Source organism: Streptomyces sp. NPDC059080 (assembly GCF_042739975.1).
Classification (GTDB): Bacteria; Actinomycetota; Actinomycetes; order Streptomycetales; family Streptomycetaceae; genus Streptomyces; species Streptomyces benahoarensis.
In genome coordinates this window covers 85,216-107,301 of sequence record NZ_JBHYGX010000019.1, presented here as the reverse complement: position 1 = coordinate 107,301, position 22,086 = coordinate 85,216, and the positions used below count along the sequence as shown (strand labels likewise).

At 73.6% G+C, this 22,086-nt stretch carries 19 protein-coding genes; 7 read left to right on the top strand and 12 right to left on the bottom strand.

The window, feature by feature from the left end; translation table 11 throughout:
* Position 1: 1 nt before the first annotated feature.
* The 10 genes from ACFWWQ_RS17275 to ACFWWQ_RS17230 form a co-directional block, all read right to left on the bottom strand.
* Positions 2-1,219 carry an acetylornithine transaminase gene (locus ACFWWQ_RS17275; protein ID WP_384596903.1) on the bottom strand — a complete coding sequence of 406 codons (1,218 nt, stop codon included), beginning with the start codon at positions 1,217-1,219 and terminating at the stop codon, positions 2-4.
* Entirely contained in the window at positions 1,216-2,142 is a 927-nt protein-coding gene (gene argB, locus ACFWWQ_RS17270; RefSeq protein ID WP_384596901.1) for an acetylglutamate kinase, read from the bottom strand. Before argB ends, ACFWWQ_RS17275 begins: the two co-directional genes overlap by 4 nt.
* A 61-nt stretch (positions 2,143-2,203) precedes the next feature.
* Positions 2,204-3,382, bottom strand: coding sequence for a bifunctional glutamate N-acetyltransferase/amino-acid acetyltransferase ArgJ (gene argJ, locus ACFWWQ_RS17265; RefSeq protein ID WP_384596899.1), 1,179 nt, complete (start codon positions 3,380-3,382; stop codon positions 2,204-2,206).
* An 85-nt stretch (positions 3,383-3,467) separates the two neighbouring features.
* A complete protein-coding gene (argC, locus tag ACFWWQ_RS17260; protein ID WP_384596897.1) occupies positions 3,468-4,496 on the bottom strand; it encodes an N-acetyl-gamma-glutamyl-phosphate reductase in 1,029 nt (342 codons plus the stop codon).
* A gap of 239 nt (positions 4,497-4,735) precedes the next feature.
* A complete protein-coding gene (locus ACFWWQ_RS17255; protein WP_384596895.1) occupies positions 4,736-5,083 on the bottom strand; it encodes a DUF4333 domain-containing protein in 348 nt (115 codons plus the stop codon).
* A 261-nt stretch (positions 5,084-5,344) separates the two neighbouring features.
* The gene (locus ACFWWQ_RS17250; RefSeq protein ID WP_384596893.1) at positions 5,345-5,575 is read right to left on the bottom strand and encodes a hypothetical protein; all 231 of its coding nucleotides are present in this window, start codon (positions 5,573-5,575) and stop codon (positions 5,345-5,347) included.
* Between the two features lie 119 nt (positions 5,576-5,694).
* On the bottom strand, positions 5,695-6,336 hold the full coding sequence (locus tag ACFWWQ_RS17245) for a response regulator transcription factor (RefSeq protein ID WP_143941688.1): 642 nt from the start codon (positions 6,334-6,336) through the stop codon (positions 5,695-5,697).
* On the bottom strand, positions 6,329-7,588 hold the full coding sequence (locus ACFWWQ_RS17240) for a sensor histidine kinase (protein ID WP_384596891.1): 1,260 nt from the start codon (positions 7,586-7,588) through the stop codon (positions 6,329-6,331). The genes ACFWWQ_RS17245 and ACFWWQ_RS17240 overlap by 8 nt, the downstream gene beginning before the upstream one ends.
* 80 nt (positions 7,589-7,668) lie before the next feature.
* Complete coding sequence (locus ACFWWQ_RS17235; protein ID WP_384596889.1) at positions 7,669-8,421, bottom strand: ABC transporter permease; 753 nt, start codon at positions 8,419-8,421, stop codon at positions 7,669-7,671.
* Between the two features lies 1 nt (position 8,422).
* The gene (locus tag ACFWWQ_RS17230) at positions 8,423-9,355 is read right to left on the bottom strand and encodes an ABC transporter ATP-binding protein (RefSeq protein ID WP_384596887.1); all 933 of its coding nucleotides are present in this window, start codon (positions 9,353-9,355) and stop codon (positions 8,423-8,425) included.
* A gap of 163 nt (positions 9,356-9,518) precedes the next feature.
* Here ACFWWQ_RS17230 and ACFWWQ_RS17225 point away from each other — a divergent pair, with 163 nt between their 5' ends.
* The gene (locus tag ACFWWQ_RS17225) at positions 9,519-10,283 is read left to right on the top strand and encodes a class I SAM-dependent methyltransferase (protein WP_384596885.1); all 765 of its coding nucleotides are present in this window, start codon (positions 9,519-9,521) and stop codon (positions 10,281-10,283) included.
* Positions 10,284-10,457: 174 nt separating this feature from the next.
* A complete protein-coding gene (locus ACFWWQ_RS17220) occupies positions 10,458-11,663 on the top strand; it encodes a S8 family serine peptidase (protein WP_384596883.1) in 1,206 nt (401 codons plus the stop codon).
* A 65-nt stretch (positions 11,664-11,728) separates the two neighbouring features.
* Here ACFWWQ_RS17220 and ACFWWQ_RS17215 read toward each other — a convergent pair whose 3' ends face one another.
* Both ACFWWQ_RS17215 and eccCa read right to left on the bottom strand, forming a co-directional pair.
* Positions 11,729-12,877, bottom strand: a complete 1,149-nt coding sequence (locus ACFWWQ_RS17215; protein WP_384596881.1) for a glycosyltransferase — start codon at positions 12,875-12,877, stop codon at positions 11,729-11,731.
* A gap of 169 nt (positions 12,878-13,046) precedes the next feature.
* The gene (gene eccCa, locus ACFWWQ_RS17210) at positions 13,047-17,012 is read right to left on the bottom strand and encodes a type VII secretion protein EccCa (RefSeq protein ID WP_384596879.1); all 3,966 of its coding nucleotides are present in this window, start codon (positions 17,010-17,012) and stop codon (positions 13,047-13,049) included.
* A 464-nt stretch (positions 17,013-17,476) separates the two neighbouring features.
* On the opposite strand from eccCa, the gene eccD reads away from it, so the two are divergent.
* The 5 genes from eccD to ACFWWQ_RS17185 all read left to right on the top strand — a co-directional run bounded on the left by eccD (position 17,477) and on the right by ACFWWQ_RS17185 (position 22,012).
* The gene (eccD, locus tag ACFWWQ_RS17205) at positions 17,477-18,871 is read left to right on the top strand and encodes a type VII secretion integral membrane protein EccD (protein ID WP_384596877.1); all 1,395 of its coding nucleotides are present in this window, start codon (positions 17,477-17,479) and stop codon (positions 18,869-18,871) included.
* Positions 18,872-19,010: 139 nt separating this feature from the next.
* Positions 19,011-20,531, top strand: coding sequence for a type VII secretion protein EccB (eccB, locus tag ACFWWQ_RS17200; RefSeq protein ID WP_384596875.1), 1,521 nt, complete (start codon positions 19,011-19,013; stop codon positions 20,529-20,531).
* Between the two features lie 105 nt (positions 20,532-20,636).
* Entirely contained in the window at positions 20,637-20,960 is a 324-nt protein-coding gene (locus ACFWWQ_RS17195) for a WXG100 family type VII secretion target (protein WP_384596873.1), read from the top strand.
* Positions 20,961-21,059: 99 nt separating this feature from the next.
* On the top strand, positions 21,060-21,368 hold the full coding sequence (locus ACFWWQ_RS17190; RefSeq protein WP_384596871.1) for a WXG100 family type VII secretion target: 309 nt from the start codon (positions 21,060-21,062) through the stop codon (positions 21,366-21,368).
* Between the two features lie 161 nt (positions 21,369-21,529).
* Complete coding sequence (locus tag ACFWWQ_RS17185) at positions 21,530-22,012, top strand: hypothetical protein (protein ID WP_384596869.1); 483 nt, start codon at positions 21,530-21,532, stop codon at positions 22,010-22,012.
* Positions 22,013-22,086: the final 74 nt, after the last annotated feature.

Sequence of the window (22,086 nt, the reverse complement as noted above, 5' to 3'; positions counted from 1 at the left end):
GTCAGTCTCCGGATCGTTGTTCCCCGTCGGCCGCTTCGCGGGCCGTGTCGAGGACGCCGGGCAGCTTGCGGAGGAACGTGTCCACGTCGTCGTCGGAGACGATCAGCGGCGGGGCGAGCCGGATGACGTCCGGCGCGACCGCGTTCACCAGCAGGCCCGCGTCCTGAGCCGCCTGCTGCGCCTGGGGCGCGAGGGGCTCCGTCAAGACGATACCCAGGAGGAGGCCCGCGCCGCGGACCGAGGCGACGGCGGGGTGCGCCAGCGCCTCGATCCCGGAGCGCAGCCGCTCCCCGGCCCGCTTGACGTGGGCGAGCAGGCCCTCGCGCTCGATGGTGTCCAGGACGGCGAGCGCCGCCGCGCAGACGACCGGGTTGCCGCTGAACGTCGAGCCGTGCGAGCCGGGCGTCAGCAGCTCGGCGGCCGGGCCGAACGCCAGCGTCGCGCCGATCGGCAGCCCGCCGCCCAGCCCCTTCGCCAGCGTGACGACGTCCGCCTCCACGCCCTCCTCCTGGGCGGCGAACCAGTGCCCGGTGCGGCCGATGCCGGTCTGGATCTCGTCGAGGACGAGGAGGGTGCCGGTGGCGGCGGTGATCTCCCGGGCGGCCCGGAGGTAGCCCGGCGGCGGGACGACCACGCCGTTCTCCCCCTGCACCGGCTCCAGAATGACGAACGCGGTGTCGGTGGTGACCGCCGCGCGCAGCGCCTCCACATCGCCGTACGGGACGTGGTCGACGTCGCCGGGCAGCGGGGCGAACGGCTGCTGCTTGGCGGGCTGGCCGGTCAGGGCCAGGGCGCCCATGGTGCGGCCGTGGAAGCCGCCGGCGGTGGAGACCATGTGGGTGCGGCCGGTGCGGCGGCCGATCTTGAAGGCGGCCTCGTTGGCCTCGGCGCCGGAGTTGGAGAAGTAGACACGTCCGGGGCGCCCGGCGAGGGCGAGCAGCCGCTCGGCGAGCGTGACGGTCGGCCCGGAGACGTAGAAGTTGGAGACATGGCCGAGCGTGGTGATCTGGTCGGTGACGGCGCGGACCACCGCGGGGTGGGCGTGGCCGAGGGCGTTGACCGCGATGCCGCCGAGGAAGTCGAGGTAGGCGGCGCCGTCGGCGTCCCACACGGTGGTGCCCTCGCCGCGGACCAGCGCCAGGCGCGGGGTGCCGAAGTTGTCCATCATGGCGCCCTGCCAGCGCCGCTGGTAATCCGTGGTGCCGGTCTCGTCGCTCATGCCGCCCCCTCGTTTGTACCGTTCTCGGTGTCCTGGTCCGGCACGACCATCGTGCCGATGCCCTCGTCGGTGAAGATCTCCAGCAGGATCGCGTGCTGGACCCGCCCGTCGATGACCCGGGCGGTGTGCACGCCGTTGCGGACCGCGTGCAGGCAGCCCCGCATCTTGGGGACCATGCCGCTGGCCAGGTCGGGCAGCAGCGCCTCCAGTTCGGTGGCGGTCAGCCGCGAGATGACCTCGTCGCTGTGCGGCCAGTCCTCGTACAGGCCCTCGACGTCGGTGAGGACCATCAGGGTCTCGGCGCCGAGGGCCGCGGCCAGTGCGGCGGCGGCGGTGTCCGCGTTGACGTTGAAGACGCCGTGGTCGCCGTCGTCGCCGCTGGCCGCGACGGAGGAGATGACGGGGATGCGGCCGTCGTCCAGCAGCGCCTGGACGGCGCCGGTGTCGATGGCGGCGACCTCGCCGACCCGGCCGATGTCCACCCGCTCGCCGTCGAGCGATGCGTAGTGCTTGGTGGCGGTCATCAGCTGGGCGTCCTCGCCGGTCATGCCGACGGCGAGCGGGCCGTGCCGGTTGAGGAGGCCGACCAGTTCGCGCTGCACCTGCCCGGCCAGCACCATCCGGACGACCTCCATCGCCTCGGGCGTGGTGACCCGCAGGCCCGCCTTGAACTCCGACTCCAGGCCGAGGCGGTCCAGCTGGGCGCTGATCTGCGGGCCGCCGCCGTGCACGACGACCGGACGGAGTCCGGCGTGGCGGAGGAAGACGACGTCCTGGGCGAAGGCGTTCTTCAGGTCCTCGTCGATCATGGCGTTGCCGCCGAACTTGATGACGACGGTCTTGCCGTGATGGCGCGTCAGCCAGGGCAACGCCTCGATGAGGGTGCGGGCCTTGGGCAACGCGGTGTGTTTGCGGGTACTCATGCGACGGCCTCGCTGGCTGGGCTCGGGGCGGATGCGCGGGCGGCGGACGGCGGACGGCCCCTCACGACGAGTACGCGCTGTTCTCGTGGACGTAGTCGGCGGTGAGGTCGTTGGCCCAGATGACCGCGGATTCGCTGCCGGCGGCGAGGTCGGCGGTGATGCGCACCTCGCGGTACCGCATGTCGACGAGGTCGCGGTCCTCCCCCACGGAGCCGTTCTTGCAGACCCAGACGCCGTTGATGGCGACGTGGAGCCGGTCGGGCTCGAAGGCGGCGGAGGTGGTGCCGATGGCGGAGAGGACCCGGCCCCAGTTGGGGTCCTCGCCGTGGATGGCGCACTTGAGGAGGTTGTTGCGGGCGATGGAGCGGCCGACCTCGACGGCGTCGTCCTCGCTCGCGGCGCCCACCACCTCGATACGGATGTCCTTGCTGGCGCCCTCGGCGTCGCCGATCAGCTGCCGGGCCAGGTCGTCGCAGACGGCGCGGACGGCCTCGGCGAACGCGGCGCTCTCCGGGACGGTGCCGGAGGCGCCGGACGCCAGCAGCAGCACCGTGTCGTTGGTCGACATGCAGCCGTCGGAGTCGACGCGGTCGAAGGTGGTGCGGGTCGCGGCGCGCAGCGCGGTGTCCAGCTCCGCGGCGGGGACGTCGGCGTCGGTGGTGAGGACGACGAGCATGGTGGCCAGGCCCGGCGCGAGCATTCCGGCGCCCTTGGCCATGCCGCCGACGGTCCAGCCGTCGCCGGTGACGACGGCGGTCTTGTGCACGCTGTCGGTGGTCTTGATGGCGATGGCGGCCTTCTCGCCGCCGTGCGGGGTGAGCTCGGCGACGGCCTTGTCGACGCCCTTGAGCAGCTTGTCCATCGGCAGCAGCTCGCCGATCAGGCCGGTGGAGCAGACGGCGACGGCGCCGGGGGCGTGGCCGCCGGTCTCGTCGCACCCCGCGGTGTTCAGCGAGGCGGCGACCTTCTCCGCGGTGGCGTGGGTGTCCCGGAAGCCCTGGGGGCCGGTGCAGGCGTTGGCGCCGCCGGAGTTGAGGACGACGGCGGAGACCTCGCCGCCCTTGAGGACCTGCTCGGACCAGAGGACCGGCGCGGCCTTGACGCGGTTGGAGGTGAAGACGCCCGCGGCGGCCAGGCGCGGCCCGTTGTTCACCACGACGGCGAGGTCCGGGTTGCCGTTCTCCTTGATCCCGGCGGCGATGCCCGACGCCGTGAATCCCTGTGCTGCCGTGACGCTCACTGCTTCTCCTCGATCATTTCTCCGGCCGCGTCCGTCGTGGACCCGGCGGTCGCCCCGTACTGCCCGCCCGTGCTGCCCATACGGCTCACGGGGCCACCCCGACGAGCGGCAACCCGGTGGTCTCCGAGAGGCCGAGGGCGAGGTTCATGCTCTGCACCGCGCCGCCCGCGGTGCCCTTGGCGAGGTTGTCGAGGGCGCAGATCGCGATGATCCGCCCGGCCGCCGGGTCCAGGGTCACCTGGATCTGCGCGGTGTTGGCGCCGTACACCGCGGCGGTCGCCGGCCACTGCCCCTCCGGCAACAGCGTCACGAACGGCTCGTCCGCGAACGCCTTCTCGTACGCGTCCCGGACCGCCGCCGCGTCCACGCCGGGGCGCGCCTTGGCGGTACAGGTGGCGAGGATGCCGCGGGGCATCGGCGCGAGCGTCGGCGTGAACGAGACGCCGACCCGCTCCCCCGCCACCGCGCTGAGGCTCTGGATCATCTCCGGCGTGTGCCGGTGACCGCCGCCGACGCCGTACGGGCTCATCGAGCCCATCACCTCCGAGCCCAGCAGATGCGGCTTGGCGGACTTGCCCGCGCCGGAGGTGCCGGACGCCGCGACGATCACCGCCTCGGGCTCGGCGAGCCGCGCGGTGTACGCGGGGAAGAGCGCCAGCGAAACGGCGGTCGGGTAGCAGCCCGGCACCGCGATCCGCTTGGTGCCCTGGAGTGCGGCCCGCGCTCCGGGCAGCTCGGGCAGCCCGTACGGCCAGGAGCCGGCGTGCGGCGAACCGTAGAACGCCTCCCAGTCGGCGGCGTCCCGAAGCCGGAAGTCGGCGCCGCAGTCGACGACCAGCACATCCGGGCCCAGCTCCTCGGCGACGGCCGCGGACTGCCCGTGCGGCAACGCGAGGAAGACGACGTCGTGCCCGGCCAGCACCTCGGCGGAGGTCGGCGCCACCTCGCGGTCGGCCAGCGGGAGCAGATGCGGCTGGAGGGATCCCAGGCGCTGCCCGGCGTTGGAGTGCCCGGTCACCGCGCCGATCTCGACCTCCGGGTGCCCCAGAAGCATGCGCAGGACCTCACCTCCCGCGTACCCGCTCGCTCCGGCCACTGCTGCACGTACCGCCATGGAACCCTCCTCCTCGATGGCATGACTATACGGTCGACAGCAGGGTTATGCAATCCATTCAGCGGGCGGTCGGTCGCCTTTCGATCACGGAGCGCGACTCCGCCCCGTCGCCACCCGACCGGCACCGCAGCCCGCTACGCGTCACCGGATGCCGCCTCATGCGCCGGCCCGCGGGGCTGCGGCGCCCCGGTCGGCGCAGGGGGCGAGCGCCCGGGACGCGGCACCCCGCCATAGGCCCCTCAGCCCTGGTTCAGCAGGCCGAAGCCCAGGGTGACCTGGTCGCCCTCGATCTTGTCCGCGGAGACCTCCATGGTCTTGCTCTTCTTGCCGAAGACGGCGGTGCAGCGTACGACCGCGCCCTTCTTCGCGGGCAGGTCGCCGGGGCACGTCACCGCGTCGGGCTCGTCGTCGGGGTAGGAGAAGTCGTTCGCCGCACGCTCCTCCACCTCGGCCCGCGGCACCGTCGGCCCCGGCCCCTTGGCGGTGGCAACCGCGCCGTCGCCCGCCGTGTTCCACGCCACGACCGCCGCGCCCACCGCCAGTACGGTGACCACGCCCAGGGCGATGATGATGCGGATGCGCTTCATACCGGACTCCTCACGTTCCCTGCGGGCCGGTCCGCCCGGCCCGCCGTCCGTCCCCCGGCGCTCCGCCCTTGTGGCAGACCGCGCCCACCCGGCCGGCGGGCCCGTGGGGACACCCGGCGAGACCCCCGGGGCGGAGAGCGGCGTTCCGCCCGGCGGAGGTCTGTGACACACCTGTATCGGAACGCGGGCGGCGAATGCGACATCCCACCTTTTGTCGCGCCCGGCTGCGGCGGGCCGGGCCTTCTCCGGCCCGCCCCACCCTCACCCGGCGGCCGCCCCGAACCACGCCGCCAGCCGGTCGTCCAACTCCCCCTGGTCGTCGCCGACCCACGCCACATGCCCGTCCGGTCGCAGCAGCACGGCGGGCACGTCGGCGCCGTACGGTCCTCGGACACCCCCTCGGCGGGCACGACGAAGCGGTACACGCCCGCCTTCCCGTCCACGTCGGGCAGGACGCCGAACCGCAGTACCGTCCGCCGTCCCGACGGTCACGCCGTCCGCGTCCTGGCGCAGCCCGACGGCCTCGCAGCAGGCTTCGGGGCGGTGCCGTTTCGCCGGGCTCCGTCGCGCCGGAGTGCTTTTCTCTCCTTCGACGCGTACACCGTGCCCCGCTACCCGAGAATCCCCCGGTCATAAGCGTTCGCCACCGCCGCCGCACGGTCCTTCGCGTCCAACTTGGCGTAGATGTGGGTGAGGTGGGTCTTGACGGTGGCCTCGCTGATGAAGAGGACGCGGGCGATCTCGCGGTTGGAGGTGCCCTTGGCGACGAGGGTGAGGACCTCGCGTTCACGGGCGGAGAGGGTGGCGTCGGCGGCGGCCGGGGAGCGGACGGCCGTGACCAGGCGGGAGGCGACGGCGGGTGAGAGGACCGTGCGGCCGGCGGCCGCGGCGCGGACGGCGGTGAACAGCTCGTCGCGCGGGGCGTCCTTGAGGAGGTAGCCGGTGGCGCCCGCCTCGATCGCCGGGAGGGTGTCGGAGTCCGTGTCGTACGTGGTGAGGACGAGGACCTTCGCGCGGGCGCCACGGCGGGTGAGTTCCGCGATGGCCTCGACGCCGCTGCCCCGCGGCATGCGCAGGTCCATCAGGATGACGTCCGGGTCGAGGCGTTCGGCGAGCGCCACCGCCTCGATGCCGCCCGATGCCTCGCCGAGGACGGTGAAGCCGGGGGACGCGCTGAACATGCCGCGCAGACCGTCGCGGACGACGGGGTGGTCGTCGACGAGGAGGAGAGTGATCGTCGGGTCGTCAGCCATGGCGCACCAACGGTACGCGAGCGGAGACGGCCGTCCCGCCGCCGGGCTCCGACTCGATGTCGACGGTCCCGGCGACGCGTTCGGCGCGCGCCCGCATCCCGCCGAGGCCGAAGCCGCCGGTGGCCGACCGCGGGGGCAGCGCCAGCGGGTCGAAGCCGCGGCCGTCGTCGCGGATGTCCAGGCTCACCTCGTCGCCCATGTAGGAGAGGGTGACGCCGACGCGGGTGGCGGCGGCGTGGCGGGCGGTGTTGCCGAGCGCTTCCTGGGCGATGCGCAGCAAGGTGGCCTCCAGTTCGTCGTGGAGTGGTTCGACGGTGCCGGTGACGGTCAGTGCGGCGCGGGCGCCCGCCTGCGCCGACCAGTTCCGTACCAGTTTCTCCAGCGCCTCGGGGAGCGCGTCGTGCTCCAGATCGCCGGGGCCGAGATCCTGGACGGAGCGGCGCGCCTCGCCCAGGGAGCGGCGGGCGAGCCCGGCGGCACGCTCCACATGGGAGCGGGCGCGGTGCGGGTCGCCGGTGTCGGTGGCGGCCTGGAGCTGGGTGATGATGCCGGTCAGGCCCTGGGCGATGGTGTCGTGGATCTCGGCGGCCAGGCGGCTCCGTTCGTCGGCGACGCCGGCCTCGCGGGCCTGGACGAGGAGCTGGGCGTGGAGCCCGGCGTTCTCCTGAAGCGCCTGCTCCAGGCGGGCGTTGGTCCGCTCCAGCTCGGCGATGGCCGCCGCCTTGGCCGCCGCCCGCTCGGCGTCCCGGTCCGCGAGGTTCTTGAAGAGCAGGCCGAGGCCGCAGTGGAGGACGAACACCCCGCCGAAGAGGGTCCAGCCCGCCACGCCGGGGCCCGGGGGCAGTCCGCCGGACTGCGAGCCCGCCATCGTCACGGCGGTGAGGACCAGACCGGCGTTCCGCAGCCGGGGCGGCAGCAGCACCCCGCTGTCGAAGTACCCCATCAGGGCGAAGATCGAATAGAAGGGGTTCACCCAGGTCAGGGCGAAGGCGAGCGCGGTGCGGACGGCGTAGTACGCGAGGGCGGGCGCTGTCCCCGGGGCGGCGGTGCGGCGCCTGCGGTGCCACCACAGCTGGAGGACGAGGGCGGCGGCACCCAGTGCGAGGTCCTGATGGCCGTGGCCGTGCGAGGGGAGGAAGGGACGCGACACCGTCGCGAGGGCGACGCTGACCGTCAACAGGGCGTACGGGCCCCAGCGGTAGAACTGTTCCCCGCGCTCGTCGGGGCCGGGCAGCTCGTTCACGGTCGTCATGGCGATCAGGATGCACTGCGCCGTCCCCGGGTCCCCCTCCGGCCCGGGGACGGCGCTGCGCACCGCGGCCCCGCCGTCGCTCACTCCCAACGGAACCGGCGGGCGGCCACGGTCAGCAGCAGCGCCGCCCACAGGCCGGTCACGCCGAGGTGCGACCAGCTCGGCCAGTCGCCGGCGGCCGCCTGGCCGAGCGCCTGCGAGGCGGCGCCGAGCGGCGACCACTCCACGATGTGCCGCAGCGTCTCCGGCATGGACTGGACCGGGATCCACACACCCGCGGTGAACATCATCGGGAAGAAGACGACGGTGCCGAGGGTCTGCGCGGCCTTCACCGTCCGGGAGAGGGCCGCCAGCGCGCAGCCCAGCGCGAACGCGGCGAGCGCCGTGACCAGCAACGCCATTACGTAGCCGATGGGTTGGGCGGGGAGCGCCACGCCGAACGCGAGGCGGCCGACCGCGAGGGCGAGCAGCACGGAGCCGAGGACGACGGTGGCGTGCAGCACCAGCGACGCCAGGAGCAGCGACGAGGGGCGGGCCGGGGTGGTGGACAGGCGGCGCAGGATGCCGCGTTCGCGGTAGCCGGTGAGCTGGGCCGGCATCGTCTGCACCCCGGCGACGCTCAGCGCGAGCAGCACGGCGACCGGCACGTACAGGTCGACGACGCGCAGCCCGCCGGGGGCCGCGCCCGGCTCACGGAAGGACGGGATGAGGCCGAGGATCGTCAGCAGCCCGCTCGGGAAGACCACCAGCCAGAAGAGCGCGCCGGGTTCGCGGCGGAAGAGCTTCGCCTCGGTCTTGAGTACGGCGGTGTGCGCCGTGGTCACGGTGGACATCTCAGCTCTCCCGGTCGATGAGGTCGGTGGCGCCGTGCCCCGCGGTCAGGTCGAGGAACGCGTCGTCGAGCGTGGCGTCGACGACGCGCAGCCGGCCGGCCGTGATGGCGTGCCGGGCGAGCAGCGAGAGGAGCGCGGTGACGGTGTCGTCGGCGCCGTGCAGGGTGACGCGGCCGTCCTTGTCCTGGCTGGTGGAGGTGGCGGCGGGCAGCGCGGCGAGGTCCGCGGGGTCCAGCGGCCGGGAGGGGGTGAAGGAGATGACGGTGGCGGCGGAGGCGCCGCGGATCAGGCCCGCGGGGGTGTCGAGGGCGGCGATCCGGCCCCGGTCGATCACCGCGACGCGGTCGCAGAGCCGCTGCGCCTCCTCCATGAAGTGGGTGACGAGGAGGACGGTGACGCCGCTGTCGCGGACCTCCTCGATGAGCCGCCAGGTGTCGCGCCGCGACCGCGGGTCGAGGCCGGTCGTCAGCTCGTCGAGGACCACCACGCGGGGGTTGCCGATGAGGGCGAGCGCGATGAACAGGCGTTGTTTCTGGCCGCCGCTGAGCTTGCCGAAGCGGTGGCCGAGGAGGTCGGTGAGGCCGAGCCGGTCGGCGAGGTGGCCGCGGTCGGCGGGGTCGGGGTAGAAGGCGCTGTACAGCTCCAGGGCCTCGCCGACGGTGAGTTTCGGCTGGAGTTCGCTCTCCTGGAGCTGGGCGCCGAGGAGACCGGTGACCCGGTGGTGGTCGGCGATGGGGTCGAGCCCGGCGACCCGTACGGTTCCGGCGTCGGGGACGCGCAGGCCCTCGACGCATTCGACGGTGGTGGTCTTACCGGCGCCGTTCGGGCCGAGAATGCCGAAGATCTCGCCCTCGTCGACGGTGAAGCTGATGCCGTCGACGACGGGGCGCCCCCCGTAGGCCCTGCGCAGGCCCTTCACTTCGATGATGGACATGACGCCAGCCTCGCCCGCCGGGCCCGCGCCGGACATCGGCCGACACGCTCGACGCCGTATCAGCCGATCGGTTGATGGCGCGGCGATCGGCCGATGGCCGGGGTACGACCCCAGGGCGAAAAACGGGTGGCTTCGGGGCGGAGCGGCTGGGAGCATCGCCCCCGTGTCGCGAACGTTCGAGGATCTGGTGGCGGAGGCCGAGCGGGCTCCGATGGCGGGCTGGGACTTCTCCTGGCTGGCGGGGCGGGCGGCGGAGGACCGCCCGTCGTGGGGGTATCAGCGGCTGATGGGCGCGCGGATGGCGCGCGCGTCGGCGGCGCTGGATGTACAGACCGGCGGCGGGGAGGTGCTGGCCGGGGTGGACCGGCTGCCGCCGGTGGTGGCCGCCACGGAGGCGTGGCCGCCGAACGTCGCCGCGGCGACGCGGCTGCTGCGGCCGCGCGGTGTGGTGGTGATCGCCGATCCGGACGAGCCGCCGCTGCCGTTCGCCGACGCCTCCTTCGATCTGGTCGTCAGCCGCCATCCGGTGACGGTGTGGTGGCAGGAGATCGCCCGGGTGCTGGAGCCCGGTGGTACGTATCTGTCCCAACAGGTCGGTCCGGCCAGCGTCTTCGAGCTGGTGGAGTTCTTCCTGGGGCCGCAGCCTGAGGAGGTGCGGCGCAGCCGCCACCCCGACGACGCCCGGCGGGACGCGGAGGCGGCCGGTCTGGACGTCGTCGATCTGCGGCTGGAGTCGCTGCGGACGGAGTTCCGCGACATCGGCGCGGTGGTGTACTTCCTGCGGAAGGTGATCTGGATGGTCCCGGGCTTCACCGTGGACGGCTACCGCGACCAGCTGCGCGAGCTGCACGAGAAGATCCTGGCGGAGGGGCCGTTCCAGGCGCGTACGACGCGGTTTCTGATCGAGGCGCGGAAGCCGGCGGGGTGAGCGGGGCGGGCCTCCGGGGCGGGCCGCGTCCGTCGGCCCCGGGCCCGTCCACCGGACGGACTGCCCTGGCTCGCCTGCCCGTTCGTCCGTCGGCCGGTTCTGCGTATGATCCCGGTCAAGCACAGGCCGGCCCCTTCGGTGGCCGCTGTTCGACCTGCTCCAGGAGGCACCTTCGTGTCCGACCGTCGGCGGAAATTCTCCCTGCGGGCCACCACGGTGGGCTGCGTCCTGCTCGCCGGGGCGATCCCGGTCCCGGCCGTCGCCGCCCCGCTCGCCGACTCCGCCGTACTGCCGCAGATCTCCACGGCGCTCGACGGCACGAAGTGCGTCCAGCACAGCTCCCGTACGGCGCGGGCGACGCCGTGGCCGCAGAAGCTGCTCGGCATCGAGAAGGCGCATCCGCTCAGCGAGGGCCGCGGGGTGACGGTCGGGGTGGTCGACGGCGGGCTCGACGCCTCCGTCCCGGCGCTGTCCGGGCGGGCAGCGGGCACCGGCAAGGACTGCTCCGGGCACGGCACCTTCCTCGCCGGGGTGGTCGCGGCCGCGCGCACCCCGGACATCGGCTTCGAGGGCGTCGCCCCGCAGGCCCGGATCGTCGGGGCGGCCGTCGAGGCGGAGGGGTACGGCGGGGACGCCGACCCCGACGCGGTGGCCGCGGGCATCCGCGCGACCATCGGCCACGGTGCGCGGGTGGTGCTGGTCGGGGTGGGTGCCACGCGCTCCAGCGGGGCGCTGAAGTCGGCGCTGGCGTACGCACAGGAGAAGGATGTCGTCGTGGTGGCGGGCGCCGGTACGGAGAGCCGCAGCCACGGGATCTCGTACCCGGCGGCCTCTCCGCGGGTGGTCAGCGTGGCCGCCGTCAACGTGGAGGGCGCCCCGCTCGGCGGCGACACCCGGCAGGCGGCGGCGACCGGCGGGGCGACGGTCCGCGTCGATCTGACGGCGCCCGGCGACCGGGTGCTGAGCGTGGGCCCCGGCGGCGGGCACTTCACGGGGAGCGGGGACCCGGTGGCGGCGGCGTTCGTCGCCGGGGCCGCCGCGCTGGTACGCGCCCGCGATCCGCAGCTGTCGGCCGACGCGGTACGGGAACGGCTGCGGGCCACCGCGGTGCGCGGCTCCGGGGCGGTGCCGGACGCGGTGACGGGGTACGGCATGGTCGACCCGGAGGGCGCGGTGGCCGCGCTGCGGCCGGGCGAGGGCACGGCCGCGCCCGGCAAGGGGACGGTCGCCGCCGCCTACCAGGCGGACCAGCCGCCGCCGCAGGTCGCGTCCGGTCCGGTGTGGGCGATGGCGGGCGGGGTCGCCGCGGTGGCGGCGGTGGCGGCGCTGTTGGCGGTGGTGATCCCCCGGGGCCGGGCGCGCGGCTGGCGCGCGCCGTAGGGGCTGGGTGCGGCGAGGGCGCACCGGGCGGACGACGCCCGGTGCGCCGTGTGCGTGCGCGTGTCTCAGCAGGGCTCCGGCAGCCGGGTGAGGTCGAGCGGCGGCAGCCCGGACAGTTCGGTCCGGGCGGCGGTCATGGCGTCGGTGTACCGGGAGTCGCCGAGCAGGGCCGTCATGGCGTCGGCGATCTCCGCGCGCGGCGCCGCCAGGGGCAGGGCCCGGCCGAGTCCGTGCCGGGCGAACGCGGCGGTGTTGGCGGGCTGATCGGCGAGGACGCCCATGCCGAGGACGGGCGTCGCGCCCTGCACCGCGTCGAGCAGGGATGCCCGGCCGCCGTGCGTCACGAAGAGGTCGGCGCGGTGCAGCAGCGCGGGCTGCGGTACGTGCGCGACGACGGTGATACGGGGATCGTCACCGGCCAGGTGCGTCGCGAGGTCGCCCGCGGAGACGATCGCGTCGCAGTCGAGCGCGGTCAGCGCGGCGATGATCTCCCGGTACACGGCCTCCACGGTGGTGCGCAGCCCCGGCATCGCGGTGGTGAGGGTGCCCAGGCTCGCGTAGACGAGGGGGCGGGCGGACGGGGCGCGGTCCAGCCAGGCGGGGAGGACGGTCCGGTGTGCCGCGACGGTGCGGCGGACCGGGTGCGCGGCGGGCGGGGGCGTCGCGTGGAACCACGGGACCGGGGCCGGGGTGAGCATCGGGGGCAGGGCGGGGGCGTCCTGCTCGTACTGCTTGTGGAGGGGGTTCAGGGCGGGCGCGATGTCGGTGTCCCAGAGGTCCCGCAGCAGCGGGCCGAGGCCGTTGTCCGCCGCGAGCAGCGGCAGGCGCAGGATCCGCGCCGCGAGGTGGGCGCCCGGGTCGCTGCATTCGGCGATCACCAGATCGGGCCGGTCCCGGCGCCAAGCGGTGAGCAGGGCGCGGGTCTTGGCCTCGGCGTGGCCGGGCCAGAGCCGCCCGAAGACATGGCGGTTGAAGGCCCAGTTCCCGTGCCGCCGCCAGATCTCGCTCGCCGTCTCCTGCACGCCGGGCTCGCAGGTCCAGTCCGTGCCCGCCCGCCGGTACGCGATGCCGCGGCGCCGGGCCTCGCGGCGGAACATGAGGGGGGCGTGGAGGGTGACCTCGTGGCCCTGTTCCCGGGCCGGGCCGATGAGGTAGTCGAGCGCGGAGAGATGCGACGGTATCGGCTCGGCGGTGACGGCGATCCGTAAGGTCATGGGGGCTCCGGGATTCCTCGTGGGGCGTGGCGGTCCGGCCATGGTGCGCCGGAACGGGCGCCCGCGGACCGCGGGTGTGGCGCGCGGGCGCGTTTCGTACGCGGGAGCCCACGGGAAAAGGAAAGTGCCGGTCACACCAGCGGCGTGACCGGCGCCTTCGCGACGGGCCTCAGTGCTCCTTCTCCTCCAGCAGCGCCGTCTGTACCTGGACGTTGCGGCGGCGGGCGATCCACTGTGCGCGGCCCGGCGGGTAGGTACGGGGGCGGACGTCGCCGAAGAGAACGCCTTCGCCGGGCGGGCAGGAGAGCAGCAGGCGGTTGGTGTTCGCCTCGACGAGACGCCGCATCAGCGGGTCGTTCATCGCGCGGCTGACGCCTCCGGCGGAGCGGGCGAGGATCAGGTGGAAGCCGATCTCCGAGCCCTGGGTGAGGATGTCGATCAGCGGCTCGAACGGGGTCTGCGCGCCGATACCGGAGCCGCCGACCAGGTCGTAGTCGTCCACGATGAGGAAGACCTGCGGGCCCTTCCACCAGTCGCGTTTGCGCAGCCGGTCCGGGGTGATGTCCGGGCCGGGGATGCGCGGCCGCATCGAGGCGGCGCAGTTGCGGACCATCTCGCGGGCGGCGTCGAGGGAGACCGCGTAGTCGAGGCGGTACTCCTCGGGCACCGCGTCGTACAGCTCGCGCCGCAGGTCGACGAAGGCGAACTTGGCCTCCATGGCGGTGTGGGTGCGGACGACGGAGTCGGCGACGAGCCGCAGCAGGTTGGTCTTGCCGCTCTCGGTGTCGCCGATGACGACGAGGTGCGGGTTGGCGTCGAAGTCCTGCCGGAAGGCGGCGAGTTCGTTCTCCTCCAGGCCCAGCGGGATGTCCCGGCCGACCGGCGCGGGCAGTTCGGCGGCGTGGACCGTCTGCGGCAGCATCCGCACGGCGGGGGCGCCGGGGCGGTCGCCCCAGGCGGCGCGGACCGCGGCGACCATCTCCTGGGTGCCCTCGGTGAGGGTGGCGGCGTTGCCGTCGCCGTCGGTGCGGGGCAGTGCGGTGAGGAAGTGGTAGGTGTCCTCGGTCAGACCGCGGCCGGGGATGCGGGGGACCTCCTTGGCCTTGCGCATGTTGACGACGGAGTCCACCGGGTCGCCGAGCCGCAGCTCGAAGCGGCTGCCGATCTGGTCGCGCAGGGCGGGCTGGATGTCGGCCCAACGGGGCGAGGCGATCAGCAGGTGGATGCCGTAGTTGAGGCCGCGGGCGCCGAGTTGGGCGATGTTCTGGCTCAGGTCGAAGAAGTCGTTGCGCAGCGTGGACCAGCCGTCGACGACGAGGAAGACGTCGCCCCAGGGGTCGTCGGGGAACTCCCCGGTGGCGCGGCGCCTGCGGTAGTCGGCGATGCCGTCGATGCCGGACTCGGCGAACTGCTCCTCGCGGCGGGTCAGCAGGGTCTCCAGCTCGCCCACGGTGCGGTGGACGCGCTCGGTGTGGACGCGGCTGCTGATGGTGCCCATGTGCGGCAGGTCGGAGAGGGTGCCGAAGTTGCCACCGCCGAAGTCGAGGCAGTGGAACTGCACCTCGCGCGGGGTGTGGGCGAGGGCGAGGGCGGTGATGACGGTGCGCAGCAGGGTGCTCTTGCCGGTCTGCGGTCCGCCGGCGACGCCAAGGTGGCCGCCGGTGCCGGACAGGTCGGCGATGAGCGGGTCGCGGCGCTGGTCGAAGGGGCGGTCGATGACGCCGACCGGTACCCGCAGCGGTCCGGCCTCCTTGCGCTCGGGGTCGTAGAGGCGGGCCAGGTCGTCCGGCTGGGCGGGCAGCATCTCGTCGAGGGTCGGCGGGACGTCCAGCGGGGGCAGCCAGATGCGGTGGGCGGGCGGGCCGCCGGCGTCCAGCAGGCGCCGGTTGGCGGTCTCCAGGAGGGTGAGCTGCTCCCGCTCCTCGGCCGGTTCGGGCTCGGCGGGGACGACGGGCCGGGTGGGTGCCACGTAGCCGGAGCGGTACGGGACGGCCGAGCCGCCGCCCTGGGCGCTCGGGGCGTTGCGGCGCCGGGCCTCGTAGGGGCCGGAGACGTAGGCGGCCTTGAAGCGGGTGAGGGTGGCGGTGTCGCTCTTGAGGTAGCCGTTGCCGGGGGCGGGCGGCAGCTGATGGGCGTCGGGGACGCCGAGGACGCCGCGGCTCTCCATGGCGGAGAAGGTGCGCAGGCCGATGCGGTACGAGAGATGCGATTCGAGCTGGTGGACGCGGCCCTCGTCGAGGCGCTGGGAGGCGAGCAGCAGATGCACGCCGAGGCTGCGGCCGAGCCGTCCGATCATGACGAAGAGGTCCATGAAGGAGGGGTGGGCGGCGAGCAGTTCGCTGAACTCGTCGACGATGATGACGAGCGACGGCATCGGCGCCAGCGGGGTTCCGGCGAGGCGGGCCTTCTCGTACTCCAGGTTGTTGGTGTAGTTACCGGCGGCGCGCAGCAACTCCTGACGGCGGATCAGTTCGCCGTGGACGGCGTCGTGCATACGGGTCACCAGCGCGGCCTCGTCGGCGAGGTTGGTGATGACGGCCGAGGTGTGCGGCAGGTTCTCCAGGCCGAGGAAGGTGGCGCCGCCCTTGAAGTCCACGAGGACGAGATTGAGGATCTCGGAGGAGTGGGTGAGGGCGAGCGAGGTGACGAGGGTACGCAGCAGTTCGCTCTTGCCGGAGCCGGTGGCGCCGATGAGCATGCCGTGCGGGCCCATGCCGTTGTGCGCGGACTCCTTGAGGTCGATTTCGACGGGCGAGCCGTCGGCGGCGACACCGACCGGGACGCGCAGCCGGTCGCGCTCGCCCGGGCCGCGGAACTCGTGGAACCGCTCCAGCTCGTGACTGTGCAGATCGGCGATGCCCAGCAGGGTGGTGAGCTGGAAGTCGGACTCCAGCGGCTCGGCGACCTCGGTGGTCACGCTCATGCGGTACGGCGCGATCATGCGGGCCAGGGCGCGGGCGCGGACGAGGCCGAGGGTGTCGGGGCGGCCGAGCCGGGAGACGGTCTCGCGTCCGTTGCGGTCGCGGCCGACGGCGCGCAGATGGCCGGGTTCGGCCTCCAGGCCGAGGGTGTGCGGGCCGCCCCAGGCGAGGCCGGAGGAGAGGTCGAGGACGACGCAGTTGCGGTAGCCGCCGCCGGACAGCCGGTCGTCGCCGGGGATGTCGGCGCCGTCGAGGACGACGACGGTGAACGGCTCCTCCTTGCCGGGGGTGGCCTGGGGGTCGAAGCGCGGACGGTCGGAGAGCAGACCTCCGAGGAGTTCGGCGAATTCGGTGGCGTCCTCGGTGACCAGACGGCGTTGTCCGGCACCGTCGTGCTCGGTCGGGTGCAGGGCGTGGGGCAGCCACTTGAGCCACTCCCAGTGCTCCAGCGCGTCCTTGGAGGTGCAGGCCGCGAGGCGCAGTTCCTCGGGGGCGTGGAAGACGGCGAGTTGACCGATGAGGGCGCGGAGCATGGCCCGCGCGGTCTCGTCGTCGCCGCGGAACTGGACGCGGGCGTAGCCGCGGAGGTAAAGGGCGATGGGCTGGTCGGCGACGGAGGTGTAGGCGCGGATGAAGCGGCGCAGCGCGTGGGCGGCGAGCGGCTCCAGGTCCTCGACGGGCTTGGTCTCCATGGGGGCGACGCGCATGCCGAGCCGCTGGTCGCCGACGGCGAGGCGGACCTCGGCGAAGTCCTCGTGGGAGGTGCGCCGTTCCCACAGCCGGGACGTTCGCACCAGTGAACGCAGCGCCTCCGGATCGGGGTTGCGCCAGGCGTGGGCGTCGCGCTGGCCGACGACGGCCTCGCGGACCCGGCGGCGGTTCTGCGACAGGTAGCGGAGATAGTCGCGGCGGTCGCCGCTGAGGCGCTGCTTGCGTTCGCCTGCGGTGCGCACGAGTTGGCCGATCAGCATGGCCAACGTGCTGACCAGCATCATCCCGCCGACCATATAGGTGAAGACGCCGCTGCTGCCGCCGGGCCGCAGGAAGATCAGCACCATGCCGGTGGACGCGACGGCCATCGGCAGATAGGTGAAGAGCGCAGAGAGGCTGCTGCTCCGCTCGGGGAGGACGGGCGGCTCCTGCAATTCCAGTTCGCCACCGGGAACTTCAGGACCCGGCCGGCGTGGCGGACGGCGGAAGAGGATGAGGCTCACACGGGTCCTCTCGGTACATACGGGGCCGGCCGCCGCCGGAGCCGGCCGACCGTCCGGAGGGGGGTCCGGGCAGGGGTCGGCGGCGTCAACTGCGGTCGGTCGGCGGCGCGTCGGGCTGGTGGGCCCAGATGATGCCACGGCCTCTTCCGGGCCCCGTCGCCCACGTCCGACGAAGATCGCACAAGTTTTCCTCAGACCGACCATCCTTAAGGGGACTTGTGTTAGCTTCCTCTCCACCAGAACGCCCCCCACGCAGGCAGAGCGATTGACGGAGCGACGCTTTCGCGCCGGGAGCATGACGTTCCGTGGCCTGTGCGGAGGCCCCAACGACCGAGGAACAGGCGTCGGCACAGCCATCGGATGTCTATCCGCTTTGCGTCGATCGACCTGAGACGGGGGTCCTTGCCTCGGCGGGATGTTCTGGTCGAAGACCCTCGACGTTGGGGCGGAAGGCGAGAACTGACGTGAGCAGCACCATCGTTGCCGATATATGCAAGATCGTCGTCAAGGCGCCCGAGCGCTCCTTCGAGATCGGTCTACCGGCCGACATGCCCCTGGTCGAGGTGATGCCCTCACTGCTGGAGCACGGCTCCGTCCCCGGCGGCGACCTCGACGAAACGGGCGTGGAGCACGGCGGCTGGATCCTCCAGCGGCTCGGCCGCCCCGCCCTCGACGAGGAGTCGACCCCGGCCGACCTGGGCCTGCGGGACGGCGAGACCCTCCACCTGCGGCCGCGCCGCGAACAGTTGCCGCCCGTCCACTTCGACGACCTCGTCGACGGCGTCGCCACCGGCATCCGCGAGCGCGCCGACCAGTGGGGCCCCCAGGGCACCCGGCGCCTCGCCCTCGGCTTCGGCTCCACCGTGCTGCTGGCCGGTCTCGTCCCGCTGGCCACCAGCGGCCTGCCGCTGCTGCACTCCGCGGCCACCGCCGCCGTCGGCGTCCTGCTGCTCCTCGGCGCGCTCGCCGCCTCCCGGGCCGTGGGCGACGCCGTCGCCGGTACCACCCTCGGCCTGCTGGCCGTCCCCTATCTCTTCGTGGCGGGCTGGTTCGTGCCCGCCGGACCGGCCGGTGACCCGCTGCTCGGGGCGCGGCTGCTGGCCGGTGCCGCGGCGGGTTCGGGCGCCGCCATCCTGGCGCTGGCCGCGGCGGCGTCCGCGGCGCCGCTGTTCACCGCGGCCCTGCTGGGCTTCCTCCTCACCGCGGTCGGCGGGGCCCTCGGGCTCACCGCCGGTCTCGGGCCGTCGGAGGCGGCCGGTCCGGTCGCCGCCGTCACCGTCATCCTCGGCACCTTCGTGCCCCTGCTGTCGTTCCGGCTGGCCGGACTGCGGCTGCCGCCGCTGCCCACCAACGCCCAGGAACTCCAAGAGGGCATCGACCCGGTGCCGTCCACCGATGTGCTGGCGCGCACCCGCGTCGCCGACCGCTACATGACCGCCCTCTACGCGGCCTGCGGTCTGGTGTGCGCGGTGTGCCTGGTGGCGCTGTCCACCGGGCGGGGCTGGGAGCCGCTGGTGCTCGGCGCGGTGCTCAGCGTGCTGCTGGTGCTGCACGCCCGCGCGATGGCCGGTACCCGCCAGCGGCTTTCGGTGGTGCTCCCCGGCTGCCTCGGTCTGCTGCTGCCCGCCGTCGGCTTCGCCTGGCACGGCTCCCCCGGCACCCGCGCCCTCGTCCTGCTGGCGCTGCTGGTCGTCGGCGCCGGACTGGTCATCGCCTCCTGGGCGCTGCCCGGCCGGCGGCTCGTCCCGTACTGGGGCCGCGCCGCCGATCTGCTCCACTCGGCCTGCGCCGTCGCGCTGTTCCCCCTCGTTCTCATCGATCTGGGTGCGCTCGGCGCGCTGCGGGTCTGGCTGAGCTGACGTCCCGCGGCGCGCGGCGGACGACCGGCCCCGCGCGCCCTCTCGCCTCCCGGTGGGTCCGCGACCGGCGCGAACGCACCGTCCGGTCCCGACAACACAGCCCGGCAGCGGCGGGCGCGGCACGGTGGTAGGAGAGCAGATGCAGTCACGGCGGGACCAGGTCCAGGCGTACTCCTTCGTGGTGGGACGCCTGACCTCCAGCATGCTCTCCGCCGATCCGGACGCCCTCGACACCCATATGGGCCGCACCAAGCGCGGGACCGTCATCGGGCTGGTCATCGGGGTGCTGCTCTGCGTCGGGTTCGCGCTGTCCGGTCTGCTCTTCCCCGGGCGGTCCACCTCCTGGCAGCAGGCCGACGCGATCATCGTGGAGAAGGAGACCGGCGCCCGGTACCTCTACGGTGGCGGGGAGCTGCGCCCGGTCCTCAACTACACCTCGGCGAAGCTCGCCATCGGCGAGAAGGGCCTGGTGCAGGAGGTCTCGCAGGAGTCGCTGGCGGGCGTACCGCGCGGCACGGCGATCGGCATCCCCGACGCGCCGGACTCGCTGCCGTCGGGCGACGCCCTTTCCCAGGGCGCCTGGCAGGTCTGCGCCACCAGCCGCACCGGCGACGACGGACGCGAGCTGGCGACCACCTCGGTGGGCGTCGGCGTGAGCGCGGCGAGCCCGCCACTGCCGGACACCAAGGCGGTGCTCGTCCAGGACGCCAAGGAGAACGTCTACCTGCTCTGGCACGGTCAGCGGCTGCGACTGGACGACCGGAGCGGCGCCGTGCAGGCGCTCGGCTACGGCACCGCCGACCCGGTCGCCGTGGACGAGTCGTTCCTCGCCGCGATCCCCGCCGGTCCCGACCTGGCGGCGCCGGACGTCCCCGGGCGCGGCTCCGCGGGCCCGGTGATCGGCGGGTCGAAGCGGCTGGTCGGCCAGTTCTTCGTGGTGCACACGCCCAGCTCCGCCGACCAGTACTACCTGCTGACCAAGGACGGTCTGGCGCCGTTCACCCTCACCGGCTCGCAGCTGCTGACCGGCGACGCCGCCACCCGGAAGAAGGCGTACGGCGGCTCCGCGCCCGCCGCGAGCGCCCTCACCCCGGACCAGGTCCGCCCGGCGCTGGCCAAGGGCAAGCCGGCGGAGTTCCTGGCCGGGCTGCCCGCCGCGCCGCCCCGCGCGGTCTCCCCCGGCGGCTCCGTCCCCTGTCTGACCGTCACCCCGCACGGCAACGCGCCGCTCCAGCGGATCACCCTGACCGACCGGCGGCTGGCCGGTGGCCGTCCGATCGTGCCGCGGCAGAGCACCGCGCCGGGCTGCCCGCAGCCGGGCCTGGTGACCGCGCAGCCGGGCACCGCGGTGCTGGCCCGCCCGCTGCCGGGCCGCGGCGGCGAGGGCAGCGGCCGGAGCACCGGCGCGCCGTACCTCGTCACCGGGGACGGCACCAAGTACCCGCTGGCCGACGACTCGGTGCTGAAGAAGCTCTCGTTCAGCGAGCCGCAGGCCGTACGACTGCCGTCCGCGCTGCTGCGGCTGCTGCCGACGGGCCCTGTGCTCGATCCGGTGGCGGCGGCGCAGCCCGCGCTGACGGCTCCGCAGGCGCCGGAGGACCCCGAGTGCCGCACCTCCGCGAGCGCCACCGCAGACTCCGGGAAGGGGGCGGCGGGATGACGCACCGTCTTCCGGCCGCCCCGGACCGGGTGCCGTTCACCGCACGTCTCCGCCGGGACACGGACACCGGGTCCGCGTCCGGCGCCGATCTCCAAGGAGCCCAGCATGGGAGCCGGAAACCAGCTCACAAGCAGTGAGCACGCTCTCCAGATCGCGGCCAAGGCCATCGACAACACGCACACCAGCTGCCAGAACATCCAGACCAGCGTCGAGAACAGCAAGATCGCGCTGTCCGGCAGCTGGACGGGCAACGCGTCGGGCGGCTTCGGCAACGCCCTGACGACCTGGCAGACGCAGCTCAAGGCGCTCATGGACTCCCTCCAGGCGATGGGTGACCAGCTGGGCGGCACGCGCAACAGCTTCACCAACACCGAGGCGGAGGGCCTCGGCCTGAGCAAGAACTGGGTGACCCAGACCAGTCACCACTGAGCGACGTGTGGGCGGACCGCTCCCGACGGTCCGCGACCGGGCCGTCTCCGGGCGGCCACTCTTCCCCTGTCATCCCGTCGATTCGTAAGGACGCGCCAGATGGAACTCACCGATTTCAGCGCCAACCACGCCGCCATAGACCAGGGCCATCAGGAGCTGGTGAACTACACGCAGACGATCGAGAACTACCTGGATGAGCTGAACGCCCAGGTCAACACCGTCCGCAGCGAGATGTCCGGTCAGGCCATCGACGCGTACGACAACGCGCACCGCGCCTGGATCCAGAAGGTCGACGAGATGCGCGCGACGCTGGGCATGGGCGGCAGGACGCTGGGCCAGGTCCGGATGAACTACCAGCACGTCGACGGTACCGAGCAGGCCAAGTGGGGTGCCCTCACCACCAGCTGACGGCCCGTACGGACGGCGTGCGGAGCGAGGTCTCCGCACGCCGCTCGTGCCCGTGGCCCCCGCCCGCGGCGGGCGCCCTTCTCCCGTACCACTTCGTACTTCCGCGCCGATCACCGTGGCCCGCGCCGCGTGCGCGCGCCCTCACCCAGCAGGAGCGAGACATGGCGGACGACAACGGAACCCTGACGTTCACGAAGGCGACCCTGGAGGGTTTCCGGACGAACGAGCTGACCAACCTGCGCGAGGGGGCCGACCAGGCCCGCATCCTCCTCCAGGCGTTCCAGGGCGCCAACAAGCTGCTGCCGGGCGGGTCCAACTACCAGCCGGCCGTCGACCTGCAGAACCGCTTCAAGGAGGCGGCGACCGCGCTGCTCAACGAGCTGACCACGGCGTACAACCTCTCGGACAAGATGATGGTCCAGCTCCTGGACACCAGCACCGCCATGAGCAACATCGAGGACGAGAACACCCAGCTGACGGCCCAGCAGCTCCAGGGGATCATCGGCAGCGCGCTGGCGGCGGGCGGCAAGGGCTCCGGTAGCTCCGGTAGCTCCGGTAGCTCCAGCAGCGGCTCCAGCGAGGGCACGCAACCGCCGGCCTCCTCCTCCGGCGACAACCAAGGCGGGCAGAACACCACCGCCTGATCCGCGCGGCGGCGGCTCCGTGAGAGGACCCCGGCCGCCTCCCGCCCCCCGACCGCATCTCACGCAGGAGCAGA